Origin of the sequence: Pseudidiomarina fusca (assembly GCF_032227045.1) — a bacterium.
Taxonomy (GTDB): domain Bacteria; phylum Pseudomonadota; class Gammaproteobacteria; order Enterobacterales; family Alteromonadaceae; genus Pseudidiomarina; species Pseudidiomarina fusca.
Window position 1 is genome coordinate 1 of record NZ_JANFPJ010000013.1, and the last position, 17381, is coordinate 17381.

General features: G+C 48.1%; 18 protein-coding genes. 11 read left to right on the forward strand and 7 right to left on the reverse strand.

The window, feature by feature from the left end:
- The first annotated feature begins 207 nt into the window (after nt 1-207).
- Nucleotides 208-753 carry a cytochrome b gene (locus tag NOG12_RS07805; protein WP_313932907.1) on the forward strand — a complete coding sequence of 182 codons (546 nt, stop codon included), beginning with the start codon at nt 208-210 and terminating at the stop codon, nt 751-753.
- Between the two features lie 19 nt (nt 754-772).
- Entirely contained in the window at nt 773-1348 is a 576-nt protein-coding gene (locus NOG12_RS07810; RefSeq protein WP_313932908.1) for a YceI family protein, read from the forward strand.
- A 58-nt stretch (nt 1349-1406) separates the two neighbouring features.
- Here NOG12_RS07810 and NOG12_RS07815 read toward each other — a convergent pair whose 3' ends face one another.
- Genes NOG12_RS07815 through cyaY form a run of 5 tightly spaced genes read right to left on the reverse strand, consistent with a single transcriptional unit; the run spans nt 1407 to nt 5782 of the window.
- Nucleotides 1407-2564, reverse strand: a complete 1158-nt coding sequence (locus NOG12_RS07815) for a heme biosynthesis HemY N-terminal domain-containing protein (protein WP_313932909.1) — start codon at nt 2562-2564, stop codon at nt 1407-1409.
- Nucleotides 2561-3712, reverse strand: a complete 1152-nt coding sequence (locus NOG12_RS07820; protein WP_313932910.1) for a uroporphyrinogen-III C-methyltransferase — start codon at nt 3710-3712, stop codon at nt 2561-2563. The genes NOG12_RS07815 and NOG12_RS07820 overlap by 4 nt, the downstream gene beginning before the upstream one ends.
- Nucleotides 3709-4500: a uroporphyrinogen-III synthase gene (locus NOG12_RS07825; RefSeq protein WP_153826310.1), complete on the reverse strand. Its 792-nt coding sequence runs from the start codon at nt 4498-4500 to the stop codon at nt 3709-3711. The genes NOG12_RS07820 and NOG12_RS07825 overlap by 4 nt, the downstream gene beginning before the upstream one ends.
- Entirely contained in the window at nt 4497-5438 is a 942-nt protein-coding gene (hemC, locus tag NOG12_RS07830; RefSeq protein ID WP_153826309.1) for a hydroxymethylbilane synthase, read from the reverse strand. The genes NOG12_RS07825 and hemC overlap by 4 nt, the downstream gene beginning before the upstream one ends.
- 20 nt (nt 5439-5458) lie before the next feature.
- Nucleotides 5459-5782, reverse strand: a complete 324-nt coding sequence (gene cyaY / locus NOG12_RS07835; RefSeq protein WP_110076479.1) for an iron donor protein CyaY — start codon at nt 5780-5782, stop codon at nt 5459-5461.
- A gap of 108 nt (nt 5783-5890) precedes the next feature.
- On the opposite strand from cyaY, the gene lptM reads away from it, so the two are divergent.
- The 7 genes from lptM to uvrD all read left to right on the forward strand — a co-directional run bounded on the left by lptM (nt 5891) and on the right by uvrD (nt 12732).
- Nucleotides 5891-6025 carry an LPS translocon maturation chaperone LptM gene (gene lptM / locus NOG12_RS13365; RefSeq protein ID WP_418055313.1) on the forward strand — a complete coding sequence of 45 codons (135 nt, stop codon included), beginning with the start codon at nt 5891-5893 and terminating at the stop codon, nt 6023-6025.
- On the forward strand, nt 6022-7272 hold the full coding sequence (gene lysA, locus NOG12_RS07840; RefSeq protein WP_313932911.1) for a diaminopimelate decarboxylase: 1251 nt from the start codon (nt 6022-6024) through the stop codon (nt 7270-7272). The genes lptM and lysA overlap by 4 nt, the downstream gene beginning before the upstream one ends.
- Nucleotides 7269-8090, forward strand: a complete 822-nt coding sequence (gene dapF / locus NOG12_RS07845; protein WP_110076477.1) for a diaminopimelate epimerase — start codon at nt 7269-7271, stop codon at nt 8088-8090. Before lysA ends, dapF begins: the two co-directional genes overlap by 4 nt.
- A complete protein-coding gene (locus NOG12_RS07850) occupies nt 8087-8791 on the forward strand; it encodes a DUF484 family protein (RefSeq protein WP_110076476.1) in 705 nt (234 codons plus the stop codon). The genes dapF and NOG12_RS07850 overlap by 4 nt, the downstream gene beginning before the upstream one ends.
- Nucleotides 8791-9690, forward strand: coding sequence for a tyrosine recombinase XerC (locus NOG12_RS07855; protein WP_313932912.1), 900 nt, complete (start codon nt 8791-8793; stop codon nt 9688-9690). The genes NOG12_RS07850 and NOG12_RS07855 overlap by 1 nt, the downstream gene beginning before the upstream one ends.
- A 22-nt stretch (nt 9691-9712) precedes the next feature.
- Nucleotides 9713-10429, forward strand: coding sequence for an HAD-IA family hydrolase (locus NOG12_RS07860; RefSeq protein WP_313932913.1), 717 nt, complete (start codon nt 9713-9715; stop codon nt 10427-10429).
- Nucleotides 10430-10533: 104 nt separating this feature from the next.
- Complete coding sequence (uvrD, locus tag NOG12_RS07865; protein ID WP_313932914.1) at nt 10534-12732, forward strand: DNA helicase II; 2199 nt, start codon at nt 10534-10536, stop codon at nt 12730-12732.
- Here uvrD and rarD read toward each other — a convergent pair.
- Complete coding sequence (rarD, locus tag NOG12_RS07870) at nt 12708-13607, reverse strand: EamA family transporter RarD (RefSeq protein WP_110076472.1); 900 nt, start codon at nt 13605-13607, stop codon at nt 12708-12710. The two genes, uvrD and rarD, sit on opposite strands and share 25 nt — an antisense overlap.
- Nucleotides 13608-13733: 126 nt before the next feature.
- Here rarD and recQ point away from each other — a divergent pair, with 126 nt between their 5' ends.
- Nucleotides 13734-15566: a DNA helicase RecQ gene (gene recQ / locus NOG12_RS07875; protein WP_219968257.1), complete on the forward strand. Its 1833-nt coding sequence runs from the start codon at nt 13734-13736 to the stop codon at nt 15564-15566.
- Here the strand turns inward: recQ and NOG12_RS07880 are convergent, their stop codons facing one another.
- Nucleotides 15567-16193, reverse strand: a complete 627-nt coding sequence (locus tag NOG12_RS07880; RefSeq protein WP_313932915.1) for a LysE family translocator — start codon at nt 16191-16193, stop codon at nt 15567-15569. It lies immediately after the preceding gene.
- A gap of 184 nt (nt 16194-16377) precedes the next feature.
- Here NOG12_RS07880 and NOG12_RS07885 point away from each other — a divergent pair, with 184 nt between their 5' ends.
- Complete coding sequence (locus NOG12_RS07885; RefSeq protein WP_313932916.1) at nt 16378-17361, forward strand: hypothetical protein; 984 nt, start codon at nt 16378-16380, stop codon at nt 17359-17361.
- Nucleotides 17362-17381 lie beyond the last annotated feature (20 nt).

A 17381-nucleotide genomic window follows, 5' to 3' on the forward strand; every position in this document is an offset into this window, starting at 1 on the left:
GAGTAGGTCACCGCCAGGCACCAAATACGAACAACCCCTAGCAGCTATGCTAGGGGTTTTTTCGTTGCGCGCTCGAAAAGATCGCGAACGGCTGCCGGCTACCCATCACACAAACCTTTCTAAAAAATAGAATTAAACAGTCTATAATTGCCGATATTAATTTCAATAAATGAGACTAAAATAACAGATGTAACTTGGAGACTGACTATGCTCAAGAACTCAATACGTAGCTACGGCTGGGTGGCAATTATCATGCATTGGTTAACAGCTATGATGGTTTTTGCCTTATTCGGCTTAGGCTATTGGATGTTAACACTGGGCTACTACGATGCCTGGTATCGATTAGGCCCATGGTGGCATAAATCATTTGGCATGACGTTGTTATTGCTCACCATCTTTAGGCTGACCTGGAAACTTACGCAACCAAGACCCACAGCTATTGGCAAGACGTTTGAGCAAGTAGGTGCCAAGTTAGGACACGCACTGATTTATGCATTGTTGTTTATCACCATGATCAGTGGTTACCTCATTTCAACGGCGGATGGGCGTGGAATCTCGGTGTTTGATTGGTTTGAAGTACCAGCCTTGATCACCTCCATTCCGCAGCAAGAAGACATCGCTGGACAGGTGCACTGGTATGCCGCACTGAGTCTTGTGATTATAGCGATTGGACATGGTCTAGCAGGCTTAAGGCATCACTTTATTCACAAAGATGAAACCCTAAAGCGCATGCTGCGACCAATAAATGATTAACTAATAACGGAGATTTATCATGAAAAAACTTTTGTTAGCCACGATTATGTCAGCTACTTTTTTAGCAGCAGCTCCGGTGCAAGCCGAAGACTATGTGATTGATACGGGCGGTGCTCATGCATTCGTACAATTTAAGGTTAGCCACTTAGGCTACAGCTGGTTGCTCGGTCGGTTCAACGATTTTGAAGGAACCTTCAGTTACGACGAGGCCAACCCTAGTGCAGCCAAAGTTAATGTAACTATTGACGTGGCAAGCTTAGACAGTAATCACGCCGAGCGTGACAAGCATTTACGCAGCGCTGACTTCTTTAACGTTGGTAAATACCCGCAAGCTAAGTTTGAGTCAACGAGCTACACTGCTAATGGCGACGGTACCGGTGTTTTGAAGGGTAACTTTACTTTGCACGGTACCACTAAACCCATTTCAATTGATGTGACAGAAATTGGCGCTGGGCAAGACCCTTGGGGTGGATTCCGTCGCGGGTTTGAAGGGGCGGTGACAATTACTCCAGCGGATTTTGGTATGGACTATGATTTGGGTCCAGCATCTGAAACCGTAGAAATCTATTTGTCGATTGAAGGTATTCGTAAGTAATAGCAATGATAAAAAAGGGCAGTAATAACTGCCCTTTCATTCAATTATGGTGCGTTTATCACGAGTACTGTAGCCCTTCGCGATAGGCACGTAAAGCAGCGTTGGTATCGCCTAAGGCATCATAGGTTTGAGCCAGATCGAACCATACTCGCTGCGATGGTGCTAATTCAGTAGCTTTACGCAATGCCCGTTGTGCTAACGAGTAGTCTTTGCTGAGGTAGGCCATCTGACCTAAAGCTTGCAACAGCAGCGCGTCATCGGGATGTTGTTTTAATTGCTGTTGTAACCATTCCCGTAATTCTGTGCCGGCAACCAATAACTGACGCTGCAGTAAGTCCGCTAATTCTAACTGTCCACGTTTTAACCCACGAGCAGCTATTTTATCGGCAGCAGTGCTTTGTTCGAGCTTAATCAGTGTCTGTAAGTAAGCCGTCCTGATCGCTGTGGTGGCACGTTGTTCTTTGCTTAAGCTTTGCCAATATTGGCGTAATGAAGGTAAGCTTAACTTCGCTGCGGCTAGCATCAAGGCTAAGTATGTTTGCTCAGTAAGCTCCGCTAATTCGGTAGCGCTGAACAAATTTAATTGTGCTGCAGTTGGCAATAAATCAGAAATTTCACGGTACTTATGTAAGTTGCGGTAACTCAAAATCGCTAACTTAACGAGCTGCGGGTGATGAGGATACTGCTTCAATAAACCGGCTAGCTCGGTTATTCGACTACTTGCATTAGCAGGATCTGCCCGTAAAGAAAATAACATCTCCGCTAAGCGAAAATCATCGGTACGGCCAGTCTTATTGAGCCAGTCTTGGGCTTGGTTTAAATCACCTAATTGGGCTGCGATGTATGCTGCTAATAAGGCATCTTGCTGATCTTTGCCAAGCTGATAACAACGATTGATGTTGCGTGAAGCTAGCACATAGTCGCCTTGTAGCAGTGCTTCAAGGGCGTCAGTATAGGCGTCACCAGCTTTGGCTTCACGGCGTCTACCAAACCAACTCATACCCCAGCTGGTACCGCGAATGACCCGGCGAATGCCAGCTAAAAGTAGCCGTAGCACTAAAATCAATAAGGTTAGGATAATAACGGCCGCAACAATACTTGTCTCTATAGTCCATTGACCCAGGCTGATCAGAATATAACCGGTATTACCTGACCACAGAGGGCCTATCAATAACCCTGCAATCAATAAAATAATCAGCGTTAGCGCAAACCTCATAAGTCCTCCTCAGCGGTTTGCCCTACGGCATATTGCTCAGCTAATCGGGAAAGGAGAGCAACAGCAGGTAACTGAGCTGGTAGCTCAGGCTGCAATTTGGCTTCTTGTAAGGTCATCAATTGCTCGAGGATAGGCTCAATGTCGGCATTATCGCTGATCTCGGTGATAGTTGTGAGTTGCTCGATTGCAGTGGCAAGGGCTTGCTCAAAAACCTGCTGCGAGCCGCTCAGAGCAGCCTGCTGGGCTAGTTGCAGCTGCAGTAACACGCGCTCTTTGCTGGCGGTAAAATAGGTATCGGCAATTAAAGGCTGCACCGGGGTATCACGACGTTGCACCCGAATTAACTTATCCATAAGTGCCGTGAAACTTTGTTTAAAGCGTTGCCAGCCACTCGCAGAGGCCTCGTTTACCGAATTGCTAACACCTGGTGTAGGCTGCTGATACCAGTGACTATGCTGTAGTTGATTGCGTAAACTTCCTAGCGTGAGAGTGATGCTTTCGCTTTGTTGCGCTGGCAGTGAGCTTAAGCGCAAAATATCATCTGCTAAGGCTTGACGAACCGCTTGATGAGCGGGATTACTCAATGCTCGCAGGTGCGAATCGGCGAGCTTTAATAACTCAACTGCAGCAGCAATATCTTGTTCTATCCACAACTTACTTGCGGCGCGTTCCGCTAGCGCCCGTGCTTCAAAAATTCGCCAGCTTGATTGCTGAGTGATATCCAGTTGCGCTAGTTCGGCTTGCACAGAACGAACGGCCATTTGGTTACTTTCTAAGAGGTCGGCTTGTTCGTTAAGAACTCGTTGTAGCCCGCGATTGGATTGTTGGATCTGCTCGTCAACAGTGGCTTTAAAGGTATCATTTTGGGATTTTAGATCTTGCTGTAACTGGCTAAACTGTTGCTCTAGTGTGGAATATTGGCGAGTTAACTCATGCAGTTGCTGTGCTTGTTTAAGCACGACCACCTGATAACCATACCAGAGTGCAGCTCCTGCGGCTGCAAGCACCAGCACTGCGACCAACCAGCCCATACCACCGCGCCGCGGCTTACTCGTAGGTGTGGTGGTCTCGGTAGGGTTATCGATATCGGTAGGACTATCAATTTCAGCTACCGCATCGGTATCCTTGGTTGATTTGGTTGGCGTCATAGAATGGTATCCTGTTGGTTCTTAATGGCTTTTACCCAAGCCTGAGTGAGAGCAAAGGGAGTAGCGCTATCAGCAACTACACATGCTCGTTGGTAGGTAGTAGGTAGCATGCGTGCTAACCGCTCACTAGCGACAACCCAATAACATTGGGCTAACCAAGTTGATGCAGAGCTGGGCATCGCAGTAAGAAAATAATCGAGCTGCTCGGCACTGGTGACCATAATGCCCTGTACCTGAGTTTGCCACTGGGTAATAAGCTGCGGTTTAATAGCTACGGGAGTGCGTTGATAAACTTCCAAATAGTGTACGTCGGCACCTCGTGCGCGTAAGGTCTCCGCAAAGACCTCGCGGCCACCATGTCCGCGTACTAGCAACCAGCGTTGGCCAGCCACCTGCTGTAGCTCCGGCAACTCTAGTAAAGCATCACTATTGTGTTGCCGCCATGGACAAGTAACAGGTCGGCCAACGGTTGCTGCAATAGCTGCGGCACTAGTAGGGCCAACAGCAAACCAGCGAGCCATCGGCACCGGGACATCGGCAGCCCATGCTTGTTTTTGTTCTGCAAAATAGCGGGCAGCATTTACGCTAACCATCAACCCGGCATCCCAAGGTTCAGCCAATAGTTGCACGTAACTGCTGTTGGGGTCGTCATAGCTACTAATTTTCACCATGCTAAAGCATTCTGTCTGCAAGTCGCCTAGCTCGAGCTGTTTAGCTTGTTGCTGTAAGCGCATTTGCACAGGTTTTGATTGCTCGTCAGGGCGTAAAATAAGTAGCTTATGATTCATGAATGTAGCTCGTTCTCAGCGTAGACATCTTTCAGGATGACATCAGCACCGCGGGATAACAAATATTCCGCTAATTCAATGCCTAATTGCTCGGCATCATCACGCAGACCGCGAATGTCGCCTTCAATGATCTCGCTACCATCAGGACGCCCCACCAAACCACGTAAATGCAGTTCGTCGCCATGCAACTCAGCATAGGCACCGATAGGTACTTGGCAACCACCTTGTAGGCGTCGATTCATCGCCCGTTCAGCTAATACGCAACTACGTGTGTCAGGGCAGGTTAAGGGCGCTAAGAGTTCTTTGGTACGAGCATCATCACTACGGCATTCAATGCCTAACACACCTTGGCCATTAGCGGGTAAACAGGTTTCTGCCGGAATTCGCTGGCTAATACGATGTTGTAGCTCCAGCCGGATAAGCCCTGATGCGGCTAAAATAATGGCATCAAATTGGCCTTCATCAAGTTTGTTCAAGCGGGTCTGCACATTGCCACGTAAGTCTTTGACAACCAAGTGAGGAAACTGTGCCAATACTTGGCATTTGCGGCGCAAGCTGCAGGTGCCGACCACGGCTCCTTCAGGAAGCTGATCAAGGCTTGCATAGGTATTTGAGACAAAGGCATCTCGCGGATCTTCGCGCTCACAAATACCAAAGAGCTCAAGCCCTGGTGGAAACTCCACCGGTAAATCCTTCATAGAATGCACAGCTAAATCGGCATGGCCCTCTAACATCGCCACTTCAAGTTCTTTGACGAAGAGGCCTTTACCACCAATTTTGGCCAGCGGTGTATCTAAAATCACATCTCCGCGGGTGCTCATAGGTAGTAACTCAACCGTGAGCCCTTCGTGCAGGGCCTCTAAACGTGCTTTAATGTGTTCTGCTTGCCACATCGCCAGCATGCTTTTACGTGTAGCAATACGTAGTGTCTCACTCATCCTTTATCCCCACATCCTGATTAGCTTAATGGAGCTAGTGTCACGTCAGTTTCAGCTTGCTTGCTGGCTGCTTCACTCAATAATTGCCACAATTCAGCACCCGTCCGGTTATCAATCCAGACACCATCACGATACTCAAAATGATGACCATTAAATTTGGTTGCAACCCACAACTGCTGTAGGGGTGGCTGCTTATTAATCACCATTTTCGTGTTATTAGGAAACGTCAGCTCCAGAATATCTCCGCCCGATTCAGTATCTATGTCTACGTGGCAGGCTTCAACAGCCTCTTCAATAGCTAAAATAGTAGCTTCTGCTAATTCATGATAGTCGTGCTCTTGCATGTCCACTCCTAATAATGACATTTGTGCGTCTCAATGCGATGATAGACACCATACGATTTATGACCCAAATAAAGTAGGTACAGTTTACCGATGTTTAATCTGAAAGTAATGCGTCTGATCATTGTAGCAGGATCGCTGACGTTGGTCGCCTGCGGACAAAAAGGTCCGCTTGAACTACCGCCACCGGCTGAGCCTAATCAAACACCAGTAACCACAGCTTTGCTACAGGATAAAAGCCAATGAGTTTTGATTACCTGCAGCAGCAATTACATGCGGAACAGTGTCCGCTCAATGAGCTGGCTGAACGTTTTGGTACGCCATTGTTTGTTTATTCCAAAGCTCAGTTGCTGGCTAATTGGCAGCAATTCGCTAAGGTCTGGCCGGCACCTCACCGACTCTGTTATGCGGTTAAGGCTAACAGCAACTTGGCTATTCTTAATCAACTGGCCAAACTGGGCGCAGGTTTTGACATAGTCTCAGGTGGTGAGCTCGCGCGCGTATTGGCTGCAGGTGGACGCGCTGATAGCGTCGTTTTTTCTGGCGTCGCAAAAACGCGGGCAGAAATGCGCTATGCTCTAGAGCAAGGCATCTACTGTTTTAACGTGGAATCGGCGGCAGAATTAGAACGTTTGAATGATGTCGCCGCGGCGCTGGATAAGGTGGCTCCGGTCAGTCTGAGGATTAATCCGGACGTGGATGCGCAAACCCATCCTTATATATCAACGGGGCTAAAAACCAATAAGTTTGGTATTGCCATGACGGATGCGGTCGCTTTGGCACGGCATGCGGCAAGCCTAAAGAATCTTGATTTAAAAGGCTTGGATTGTCACATCGGCTCGCAAATTTTAAAAGCCAGTCCGTTTCTTGATGCTGCTGACATCATGCTCGATTTAATTCGCCAGTTACGTAGCGAAGGCATTCATATTCGGCACTTAGATATGGGCGGTGGTATGGGCATATCCTACAACCATGAACAGCCGATGGATGTAAGTGATTACTTACTTAGGTTGCAGCAAAAAGCTCAAGATGTGACCGATTTGACACTGATGTTAGAGCCAGGTCGAGCGATTGTTGGTAACGCTGGCGTTATGCTAACTCGGGTTGAATTTAATAAACCAGGTTTGGATAAGAATTTCTTATTGGTTGATGCGGGAATGAATGATTTACTCCGGCCCGCGCTGTATCAGGCCTATCATGACATCATCCCGGTTCGCCAAAGTGATGCTGAACCCAGTATCGTGGATGTGGTTGGGCCGGTTTGTGAGACTGGTGATTTTCTTGGCCACGCTCGTCATATTGCCGCAGTTGAGGGGGATGTCTTAGCTGTCTTAAATGCCGGTGCTTATGGCTTTACTATGAGCTCCAATTACAACTCTCGCCCGCGTGCAGCTGAAGTGCTGGTGGATGGTGATCGTGCCCATTTAATTCGTGCGCGCGAGACTTTAGAGCAGCTATGGCAGGGCGAACAGCTGGTGGAGGAGTCACGATGAATTTCTCCAAAATGCATGGTTTGGGTAATGATTTTATGGTGATTGATAATGTCACCCAGAATATTTATATCAACCCAGAAAATATCAGACATTGGGCCGATAGACACCGCGGTGTGGGTTTTGACCAAATGCTCTTAGTTGAGCCACCGTACGATCCGGATTTAGATTTTCATTACCGAATTTTTAATGCCGATGGAACTGAAGTATCCCAATGCGGTAATGGCGCTCGTTGTTTTGCGCTGTTTGTAAAAATGAAAGGATTGAGCCACAAAAACCATCTGAAAGTAAGCACCAAAGCAGGCCGCATGGTCTTGCATCATGAGCGTGATGGGCGTATCACCGTAGAGATGGGCTTACCACAATTTGCGCCAGCTGAGGTTCCCTTTAAAGCGAATAAAGAAGAGCTAACCTACATTTTACGCGAGCAAGACCAAACGATTTTGTGTGGGGTGATGGGCATAGGTAACCCGCACGCAGTTATTGAGGTGGATAACGTACAAACCGCCCCGGTAGCAACGCTTGGTCAGGCGCTGGCAACCCATGAGCGCTTTCCAGAAGGTGTGAATGTGGGCTTTATGCAGATAATCGCTCGTGATCGTGTGCGTTTGCGCGTGTTTGAGCGCGGCGTTGGCGAAACTCAAGCTTGTGGCAGTGGTGCTTGTGCCGCCGCCGTGATTGGTATGCGTCAAGGCAAATTAGATGAACAGGTTACAGTTGAGTTACCAGGTGGTAGCCTCTCAATTCGCTGGCAGTCAGGTCAGACCGTACGCATGACGGGCCCCGCTGAACATATTTATGATGGATATTTAAAGCTATGACAGGTGAGTTAATCAAGGATCCGAAAACATTAGTGGATGATACGCTGATCGCTGAATATTTGGCTGAAAATCCAGATTTTTTTGAGCGTCATCCGCAGTTGCTGCAGCACATGCGGCTACGCCATGAGCAACAAGGTACCGTAAGCCTGGTTGAGCGTCAGCAACAAGTATTGCGGCAGCGAGTTGGTCAGCTGGAAGATGATATTACCGAATTGATGATCACGGCTAAACGCAATGAGCAACTCTTTAATATCTACAGCGAGCTGTATATTGCTTTACTCGATTGTCACAGCTTGGCCGATATCATGAATTGTTTACAGGCTACCTTTGCCGAGCAGCTCAACATGCCGGCAGTGAGCTTGAAATTCTTCGCCAGCCCACTGCCCCTACCAGAGCAATTCACTTTTATTGCTGACACTCACAAACAGTTACTAAGTAAGCGTTTTAATGACACTAACTTGTACTTAGGTCGCCTCACTGAAAGTGAGCAACGGTTGCTGTTTCCTGAGCAAGCCATTGCTTCAGTGGCGCTACTGCTCTTGGGTGAACAAGGCGAATTAGGCATGCTGGCTATAGGCAATCAAGATGCCAGTCATTTTCAGCCAACCATGGATGCGGTGTTGATTAATCAATTACGCCATTTATTGAGTAAATTGCTGCCGCCTTTACTACAGCACCAAACGCAACCGGGCCAGGAATAATGCAACTCAGTGCGCTCAAACATCGGTTTATTCATCACTTAGCCGGCGAGCGCGGATTAGCTCAACATACGCTCAATAGTTACGACCGCATTTTGGTGGAAGACCTCAATAGTTTGGCTGAGCAACGGATTGAGCAAGCACAACAACTGCAATTATCAGTATTAGAGCGGTTATTCATTAGCTGGCGTCGCCGAGGGCTTGGTGATGCATCGCTAGCTTTACGGTTAGCCGCGTGGCGTACTTTTTGTGATTATTTGCTTCGCGAAGGTGAACTACAGGATAACCCGGCCAAACAACTGAAAGCTCCTCGTGCGGCCAAGCGACTGCCAAAGAACCTTGATATAGACAGCATTAGTCAGTTATTGCAACTACCACAAAATGAGCCTTTGGCGCTGCGTGATGCTGCCATTATGGAACTGCTGTACTCCAGTGGCATTCGTTTAGCTGAGTTGGTGGCACTAGATGTTGATGCCATTAATCCGCGCCATCGTGAGCTGCGGGTCTTTGGTAAAGGGAGTAAAACTCGGATTGTGCCTTACGGACGCTGCGCCGCAGCTGCACTTGAGCGCTGGTTGCCGGTACGGACACAGTGGCTGCAAGGCAACTTAACCGAGCTTGCTCTGTTTGTTACCCAGCGGCAAACACGAATGAGCCCGCGGACAGTGCAGCAGCGCTTGAACTACTGGGGCGAACAGCAAGGACTAAAAGGCTCATTGCATCCGCATAAGCTGCGTCATTCGTTTGCGTCGCATATGTTAGAATCAAGTGGTGACTTACGTGCTGTGCAAGAATTATTAGGGCACGCAAACTTAAGTACAACTCAGGTTTATACCCATTTGGATTTTCAGCATTTAGCCAAGGTCTATGACGGAGCCCACCCGCGCGCCCGCAAAAAGTAGTCATTCAAGTAAGGAATAAATAATGCAGTTTTATCGACGACTGTTACCTGTTGCAGCAGTTAGTTTTGATCTGGATGATACCCTCTATAACAACGTGCCAGTGATGCAACGCGCCGAGCAAGCCGTTCGAGATTATGTGGTACGTGAATTCCCTCAAACAGCTACCTGGCAGCCGCACGACTGGGCTCAATTACGCCAACAAATCATGCAACGCGATGTTCGTTTAGCCAGCGATATGACCCAACTTAGACTAACTGCTCTAGCCGCGGGGCTGGCGCACTTTGGCGTGCCAAGTGCAGAAGCAGAAGCGGGTGCTACTGCAGCGATGGCCGAGTTTATGCGGTATCGTAATTTGGTTGAAATTGATCCCCAAGTACATCAGTTACTGGCACAACTGAGTGCCAAGTTACCCGTAATTGCGATAAGCAATGGTAACGTGAACGTGACTGAGATTGGCCTAGCTCCTTATTTTCAATTGATACTGCAGCCCAATGCAGAGCTACGTGGAAAACCATTTACCGACATGTTTGAGGCCGCCGCTAGACAGTTTCCAGAACTACATCCGCAGCAGTGGTTGCACGTTGGTGATAGCCCCTACGCCGATGTTTTAGGGGCGCACCGAGCGGGTTGGCAAAGTGCCTGGTTTACCGGTGGGCTTGGTCAAGCTGAGCATTTGCGAGTGCTGCCAACGCTTGCTTATCAGCGCCTTGAAGACCTAACGCAGCATTTATTAAAGTAAGTTGCTTCGCTAAATAACTGGTTGCATATACAGTATTAGAAAACTAAACTGCCGCAAGCGCCAGTAATTTTCATTTTAATAGATACCTAAGCTCGGATAACTTTATGACTCAGCACCTTTTACTCGCCCAACTTAATGACAAGCAACAGCAAGCAGTAGCTGCACATGAGCGGCACATGCTAGTTCTTGCTGGCGCGGGGAGCGGTAAAACCCGGGTGCTGGTACACCGAATCGCTTGGTTGCTGCAAGAGCAGCGGGTATCGCCCCATAGCATCATGGCCGTTACTTTCACCAATAAAGCAGCCGCAGAAATGCGTGGACGGATTGAGCAGATTTTAGGTAATTCTGTACGCGCTATGTGGATCGGAACCTTCCACGGGCTAACTCATCGTCTTTTACGCGCTCACTTTATGGACGCTAAGCTGCCGCAAAATTTCCAGATCCTTGATAGCGATGACCAGCAACGATTGCTTAAACGTATCATTAAAAATAAAAACTTAGATGAAAAACGTTGGCCAGCTAAACAAGCCCAGTGGTTTATAAATGCCAAGAAGGACGAAGGATTACGTCCGCATCATTTGGATGGCTTTGATTTTAATGAGCGCACCTTTAAAGAGATCTATGAAGAATATCAAATAGCTTGTGACCGCGCGGGGCTGGTGGATTTTGCCGAGCTATTATTGCGAGCGCATGAACTGCTGCGCGACAACGCTATTGTCCGGGAGCACTATCAGCGCCGCTTTCGACATATTTTAGTGGACGAGTTTCAAGACACTAACTCGATTCAATACGCATGGATAAAGTTACTCTCAGGGGTTAGTAACAGCGCTGAAGCTACCAATTATGTCACCATTGTCGGTGACGATGATCAGTCTATTTATGGCTGGCGGGGTGCGAAAGTAGAAAATATTCAGCAGTTTTTGCGGGACTATCCAAATGTACTAACCATCCGCTTAGAACAAAACTACCGTTCGTCCAATAATATTCTCCAGGCTGCCAACCAAGTGATTGCCAACAATAACGATCGCTTAGGTAAAGAATTATGGACCGAAGACGGAAGTGGTGATGCGATAGATCTTTATGCCGCTTTTAATGAGATGGACGAAGCACGCTATGTTGCCGGACAAATCGAGCAGTGGCATGAACAAGGCCATGCCCTGCAAGATGTCGCGATTTTGTATCGTAGTAATGCGCAATCACGGGTAATTGAAGAAGCTTTATTGCATGCGCGTATTCCCTACCGAATTTATGGCGGCTTGCGATTCTTTGATAGACAAGAAGTCAAAGATGCGCTGGCTTATTTGCGGCTGTTAGCCAGTCGCAACGATGATGCGGCACTAGAGCGCGTGATCAACACTCCCACGCGAGGTATCGGCGATAGAACTCTGGCCATTATTCGTGATGGGGCCCGAGCTCGTGGAACCACCATGTGGGATGCGGCCAAGCAATTGGTGCAGGAGAAGATTCTCAGTGGTCGCGCCGGTAATTCCGTTCAAGCGTTTTTAGATTTAATCGATCGATTAGAAGACGATGTCAGTGACTTTCCGTTAGGACGACAGGTCGATACTATTATCAAAAGTTCCGGTTTGATGGCGATGTATCAAGCTGAGAAAGGTGAAAAAGCTGAAACGCGGGTCGAAAACTTAAAAGAGTTAGTGAATGCCTGCGATAATTTCCATGCTTTTGATGAGCAAAACAACGATGAAAATATGACGCCGCTGAATAGTTTTTTGGCTCATGCAGCCCTTGAATCAGGCGATGAGCAAGCGGAAGAACATCAAGATGCAGTGCAATTAATGACCCTGCATAGCGCTAAGGGCTTAGAGTTTCCGTTGGTGTTTATGGTGGGTGTAGAAGAAGGCCTATTTCCATCGCAGCAGTCTTTGGATGAAAGCGGACGATTAGCTGAAGAGCGTCGGCTTATGTACGTTGGCATGACCCGCGCGATGCAAAAATTAGTGATTAGCTATGCTGAACAGCGACGTATTTATGGGCAAGAGTTCTTTCATAAAGTAAGCCGTTTTGTGGGTGAGATGCCTCCCGAAACCCTCCACCATGTTCGCTTACAAAGCCGAACTCAGCATCACAGCCCTGCACTTGGCCGCTTTCATAGTGGCGCCAGCCATGAGACCTTTGAGCAAACGGGCTATGAGCTAGGACAGCGCGTACGACATCCTAAATTTGGTGAGGGTACCGTGCTTAATTACGAAGGCGTAGGAGCCCAAAGCCGCATTCAAATTAACTTTGATGGCGTAGGCTCCAAATGGTTAATGACTGCCTATGCTCGTTTAGAGCGGTGTTGATGTACCAGTGAGTCAAAACTATACAGCGCCAGTGCAGCCCAAATAATGCCAAAGGTGACCAGTTTATCTGACGCTAACGGCTCGTGATAAACCCAGACAGCGAGAATAAACATCAGGCTTGGCCCTATGTATTGAAAAAAGCCTAAAGTGGAATAGCGGATCCGCTGTGCTGCTGCCGTAAAACAGAGCAGCGGCGCGGTAGTTACCACTCCTGCCGCTACCAGTAGACTGTTGATTTGCCAGCTATTGTCGAGCATGTTCACGTTATCTGATTGAGCGAAAAAGAGCATATAAACCAGTACGATAGGTAACAAGATCACAGTCTCTAGCCACAGCCCAGTAATAGAATCTATCGGAAGGCGCTTACGAATAGCACCGTAAATAGCAAAACTACTCGCTAAGATAAGAGCCACCCAAGGTACCGAACCAAACGATACCACTTGAATAAACACCCCAGTAAAAGCTAACCCTATCGCTACCAGCTGTAAACGCCGCATCCGTTCGGCAAAAAACGCCATGCCGATAGCCACATTAAGTAATGGGTTAATGTAATAACCTAAGCTGGCATCTAAAATGTGATCGTTGTTGATCGCCCAGATAAAAAGAAACCAATTACCGCCCAGTAAAAAGGTCGCGACAGTAAGACGCAACATGTGCTTGCGATTCTGTAACACGGGTTTGAGCCGGCCACCACGACGCAAGAGCAGAATAAGCGCTAACACCAGAACAAATGACCAAATAATACGATGGCTAACAATTTCTATCGCCGGCACACTCTCGAGGGCTTTGAAGTAAACCGGTGCAATGCCCCACATGGTATAAGCAGCAATAGCAAATAGCACGCCCTGGCGGCTACGTTGGGTGGTCTCAGTCATTATGGTCGGATCTCACATTCGTGCGATTTTTAATCAGATGGTGGCGGAATATCACGGAAAAAGGCCTGTGCCGGTAGTGTTCAGCGACAGGGATGCATACAATAGAGCTATCGTTCATTGCCGTCAATTGGGGCCTTTATTTTGTCATCTTCTACGCTGTCACAACTTCTTGCCGAAGTGTTTGGTTACACCAAATTTCGCGAGGGCCAAGCGCAAGTGATGCAGGCGGTGCAAGAGGGGCATGATGCTTTAGTGCTGATGCCCACTGGGGGCGGTAAATCGCTGTGCTATCAATTGCCAGCGCTGGCTGCGGAAGGGTTGACGGTTGTTATTTCGCCGTTAATTTCACTGATGCAAGACCAAGTTGAGGCCCTTCACGCAATGGGTGTGGCGGCAGCCGCGTTGAATAACAGCCTCACCCCTGAGCAAAATGCAGAGATTTATCAACAGCTACAGCAGCAACGGATCAAGCTTTTATATGTAAGCCCTGAGCGCGTGATGCAGCCCTTTTTTATTAAACGGTTGCAAGAATGGCAAGTCGCCTTTGTAGCCATCGACGAGGCTCATTGTATCTCCCAGTGGGGGCACGATTTCCGTCCCGAATATGGCCAGTTGGGGCAATTAAGAGAAGCTCTACCACAAGTGCCATTTATGGCACTTACAGCCACCGCCGATGCCGCCACCGAGGCAGACATCATTTCGCGCCTTCGGTTAAACCAGCCGGAAGTGTACAAAGGCTCGTTTGACCGCCCTAACATTCGCTACTTAGTGGAAGAAAAATTCAAGCCTTTCAAGCAGGTACGCGACTATATTGCACAGCAAAAAGGCGCTTCAGGCATTGTTTACTGTGGCAGCCGCAAAAAAGTAGAAGAGCTAGCTGAGATGTTGCAGCGAGACGGTTTGCGTGCAGCAGGCTATCACGCTCGCATGGACCATGATGAACGCGAACGGGTGCTACGTGGGTTTGTGCGTGACGACATTGATGTGGTTGTGGCAACCGTAGCTTTCGGTATGGGTATCAATAAACCCAACGTGCGGTTTGTCGTGCACTTTGACATACCGCGCAGTGTCGAGGGTTATTATCAAGAAACCGGACGAGCCGGACGTGATGGCTTACCCGCTGAAGCAATGCTGTTGTATGCACCAAGTGATGCGGGCTGGATTCGCTCAGTGATTAATGATCATCCGGATGAAGATCGCAAGCGGGTAGAGACTCATAAATTCCTCGCCATGCAAGCCATGGCCGAAGCACAAACTTGTCGGCGCTTGGTGCTGCTAAATTACTTTAACGAATACCGTGATAAGCCCTGCAATAACTGTGATATTTGTTTAGATCCACCACGTCAATACGATGGGACAGTGGACGCACAAAAGGTACTTTCGTGTGTTTATCGAGTGCAGCAAAGCTTTGGTTCTACTCATGTGATAGACGTACTACGTGGAAGCAAGTCACAGCGGTTGATGGATCTTGGGCATGATAAGCTCTCTACCTACGGTATAGGTGCCGAGCATAGCCAAGAGTACTGGCAAGCTATTATTCGACAACTGGTGCATCGAGGTTTATTAGTCCAGAACGTGCAACAGTATGGCGTGCTACAACTCACTGAAGCTGCACGTCCCGTTTTACGTGGTGAAATTGCCCTACAATTAGCTGAACCAAGAATCAACTTGGCCACGAGTAAGCCACGAGTGGCTGATAGAGGCGATTATGACAAAGTCTTGTTCCGACGTTTACGCGCACTTCGTAAAACGATTGCTGATACCGAAGGGTTGGCACCTTATATGGTCTTTAATGATAATAGCTTGGTCGAAATGGCGATAGAATACCCCACCACGGCTGGCGCTATGCTCAACATAAGTGGGGTGGGTCATAAGAAGCTAGAGCGCTATGGCGATGAGTTTATTGCTGCCATTACCGCCTATCTAGATGCTGATGATGAACCTATCAGTCGCTTTTAATTAGGCGGCTGGCGCCATATAGAAGTGCCACAACTCTAACATCACAGGCACCACAGAAAGCACTAAGATAAGCGCCATAGTGATATTGAACAGACGTTGCATTAGCGGGTTGGTCAGCACTTTACGTAAGAGCGAACCAAAGACCAGCCAAATACCCACGCATGGAAACGCCATCAATAAAAACGCCAAAGTAATAGCCAATACTTCCATGAACGGAGAGCCTTGCACCGTAGTAAAGGCTGCAACGGCACCGGTGGCCATCACCCAAGCTTTCGCATTAACCCATTGAAACAACACTGCCTGCCAAAAACTGAAAGGTTTTTTCTCACCACGTTTGATAGCTTGTGGCTCGGCACTAGCAATATGCCAAGCTAACCAAATGAGATAAAGCACGCCTAGCACTTTAATCAATTGGTGCAGATTAGGGAACTTATCAAAAATCACCCCAAAGCCAAGCCCAACTAAGAGCACCATCAATGGGAAGCCAAAACAAATGCCAAGAAAGTGCGGCATACTGGCTTTAATGCCATAGTTCATGCCCGAAGACATGATCATCACATTATTTGGGCCGGGAGTGATGGTTGTAGAAAAGGCAAAAAATAAGACGGCGATGAAAATTTCAAACATAGTCCGTGTGCAATCTAGTCATGGATGATGCTGTCATTTAATAGTAGTTTGCCAATAAAGCCAAGATCCCAAGCACGAATTTAGACTATTCTTGCTCCACGAGCGTCATCCTCTCACGTGAGCTTGACGACAACCGCATGCGAGGTACTATAAAGTTGAACCCTCATGATGAACAAGGACCCAAATGAGCCAGGACAATCATTGGCAGATTATTAAGCTTGCTGAATTTGAGCGACCAAGTGCTCCAGCAAGCACACGGATTGAGCAATTGGTGCAGCACTTGCGCAATCTTTTTCCTAGCTCAGAGCAAGGTACAGAAGAATCTGAGGCAAAAGACTTTCCTGGCTACCGTGATTTTGACTTAGCTCCGGCCGCTGATGCGCTAGATGAGGCGTGGCAAGAATGGTTGGCTAGTGACGGCACTGGGGTGAAGTTTTTGGTGAGCCCACCTTTTAGTGGCACCGCGGCAATTAGTCGAGCGTGGGCAGAACGTCACCAGTTACCTGTTTTACAAGCGCCGGAGGCTGAACTCTTTGCCGGTGTTGATATCGAGGCCTGGTGGCAACCGCAAGCAGCACCCGTGTGGGTGATTGATCATTTGGCTGATTATTGGCAGCGACAAACCAATGGCTTAGCTTTTATTCGTGCCCTGCTACCTAAGTTAATGCGCGGCGAGTTAGGTAAGGGAATCGTCGTGTGTGATAGCTGGAGCTTTGCCTTTCTACAGCGTGCTTGGCCAGTACATTTGCCACAGGTGTATTGTTTTTCAGCCGCAACAGAAGCGTTGCTGCAGCAAGTAGGTATTCAGGCACCGAGTAAACAACTGCGCGCATTGGCAGCACGAGCCATGGGAAACGTTGGGTTAGCACTAGCCTTATGGGCCGTGACACAAGATGATGCTAAAGATTTACCAGCGATGCCAGCTGATTGCGGTGATGCCAGTGCTTTTGTTCTATATGCACTGCTTCTTCACAACGGTCTGAGTGGTGCAGCCTTACAAAGCGTCCTTCCTACGTTGGCGGCAGACCAGCTGGATGTTCAACTACTGCAATTACAGCAAGCTGATCTGGTCGAGTGCAATCAAGGTAAGTGGGAAGTTACTGTTTATGGTTATTTAGCCGCGCATGACTTTCTTAACAGTCGTGGTTATTTCATGGATTCGTTTTAAGTGCAAACGAGCATCCGCAA

Bases quoted from the DNA above. Each gene is read 5' to 3' on its own strand.
- uvrD (WP_313932914.1), top strand. From the start codon at position 10,534: ATGACTCAGCACCTTTTACTCGCCCAACTTAATGACAAGCAACAGCAA.
- dapF (WP_110076477.1), top strand. From the start codon at position 7,269: ATGAATTTCTCCAAAATGCATGGTTTGGGTAATGATTTTATGGTGATT.
- NOG12_RS07885 (WP_313932916.1), top strand. From the start codon at position 16,378: ATGAGCCAGGACAATCATTGGCAGATTATTAAGCTTGCTGAATTTGAG.
- hemC (WP_153826309.1), bottom strand. From the start codon at position 5,438: ATGAGTGAGACACTACGTATTGCTACACGTAAAAGCATGCTGGCGATG.
- NOG12_RS07825 (WP_153826310.1), bottom strand. From the start codon at position 4,500: ATGAATCATAAGCTACTTATTTTACGCCCTGACGAGCAATCAAAACCT.
- NOG12_RS07850 (WP_110076476.1), top strand. From the start codon at position 8,087: ATGACAGGTGAGTTAATCAAGGATCCGAAAACATTAGTGGATGATACG.
- lptM (WP_418055313.1), top strand. From the start codon at position 5,891: ATGCGTCTGATCATTGTAGCAGGATCGCTGACGTTGGTCGCCTGCGGA.
- NOG12_RS07860 (WP_313932913.1), top strand. From the start codon at position 9,713: ATGCAGTTTTATCGACGACTGTTACCTGTTGCAGCAGTTAGTTTTGAT.
- NOG12_RS07880 (WP_313932915.1), bottom strand. From the start codon at position 16,193: ATGTTTGAAATTTTCATCGCCGTCTTATTTTTTGCCTTTTCTACAACC.
- rarD (WP_110076472.1), bottom strand. From the start codon at position 13,607: ATGACTGAGACCACCCAACGTAGCCGCCAGGGCGTGCTATTTGCTATT.
- NOG12_RS07855 (WP_313932912.1), top strand. From the start codon at position 8,791: ATGCAACTCAGTGCGCTCAAACATCGGTTTATTCATCACTTAGCCGGC.
- cyaY (WP_110076479.1), bottom strand. From the start codon at position 5,782: ATGCAAGAGCACGACTATCATGAATTAGCAGAAGCTACTATTTTAGCT.
- NOG12_RS07820 (WP_313932910.1), bottom strand. From the start codon at position 3,712: ATGACGCCAACCAAATCAACCAAGGATACCGATGCGGTAGCTGAAATT.
- lysA (WP_313932911.1), top strand. From the start codon at position 6,022: ATGAGTTTTGATTACCTGCAGCAGCAATTACATGCGGAACAGTGTCCG.
- NOG12_RS07805 (WP_313932907.1), top strand. From the start codon at position 208: ATGCTCAAGAACTCAATACGTAGCTACGGCTGGGTGGCAATTATCATG.
- NOG12_RS07810 (WP_313932908.1), top strand. From the start codon at position 773: ATGAAAAAACTTTTGTTAGCCACGATTATGTCAGCTACTTTTTTAGCA.
- NOG12_RS07815 (WP_313932909.1), bottom strand. From the start codon at position 2,564: ATGAGGTTTGCGCTAACGCTGATTATTTTATTGATTGCAGGGTTATTG.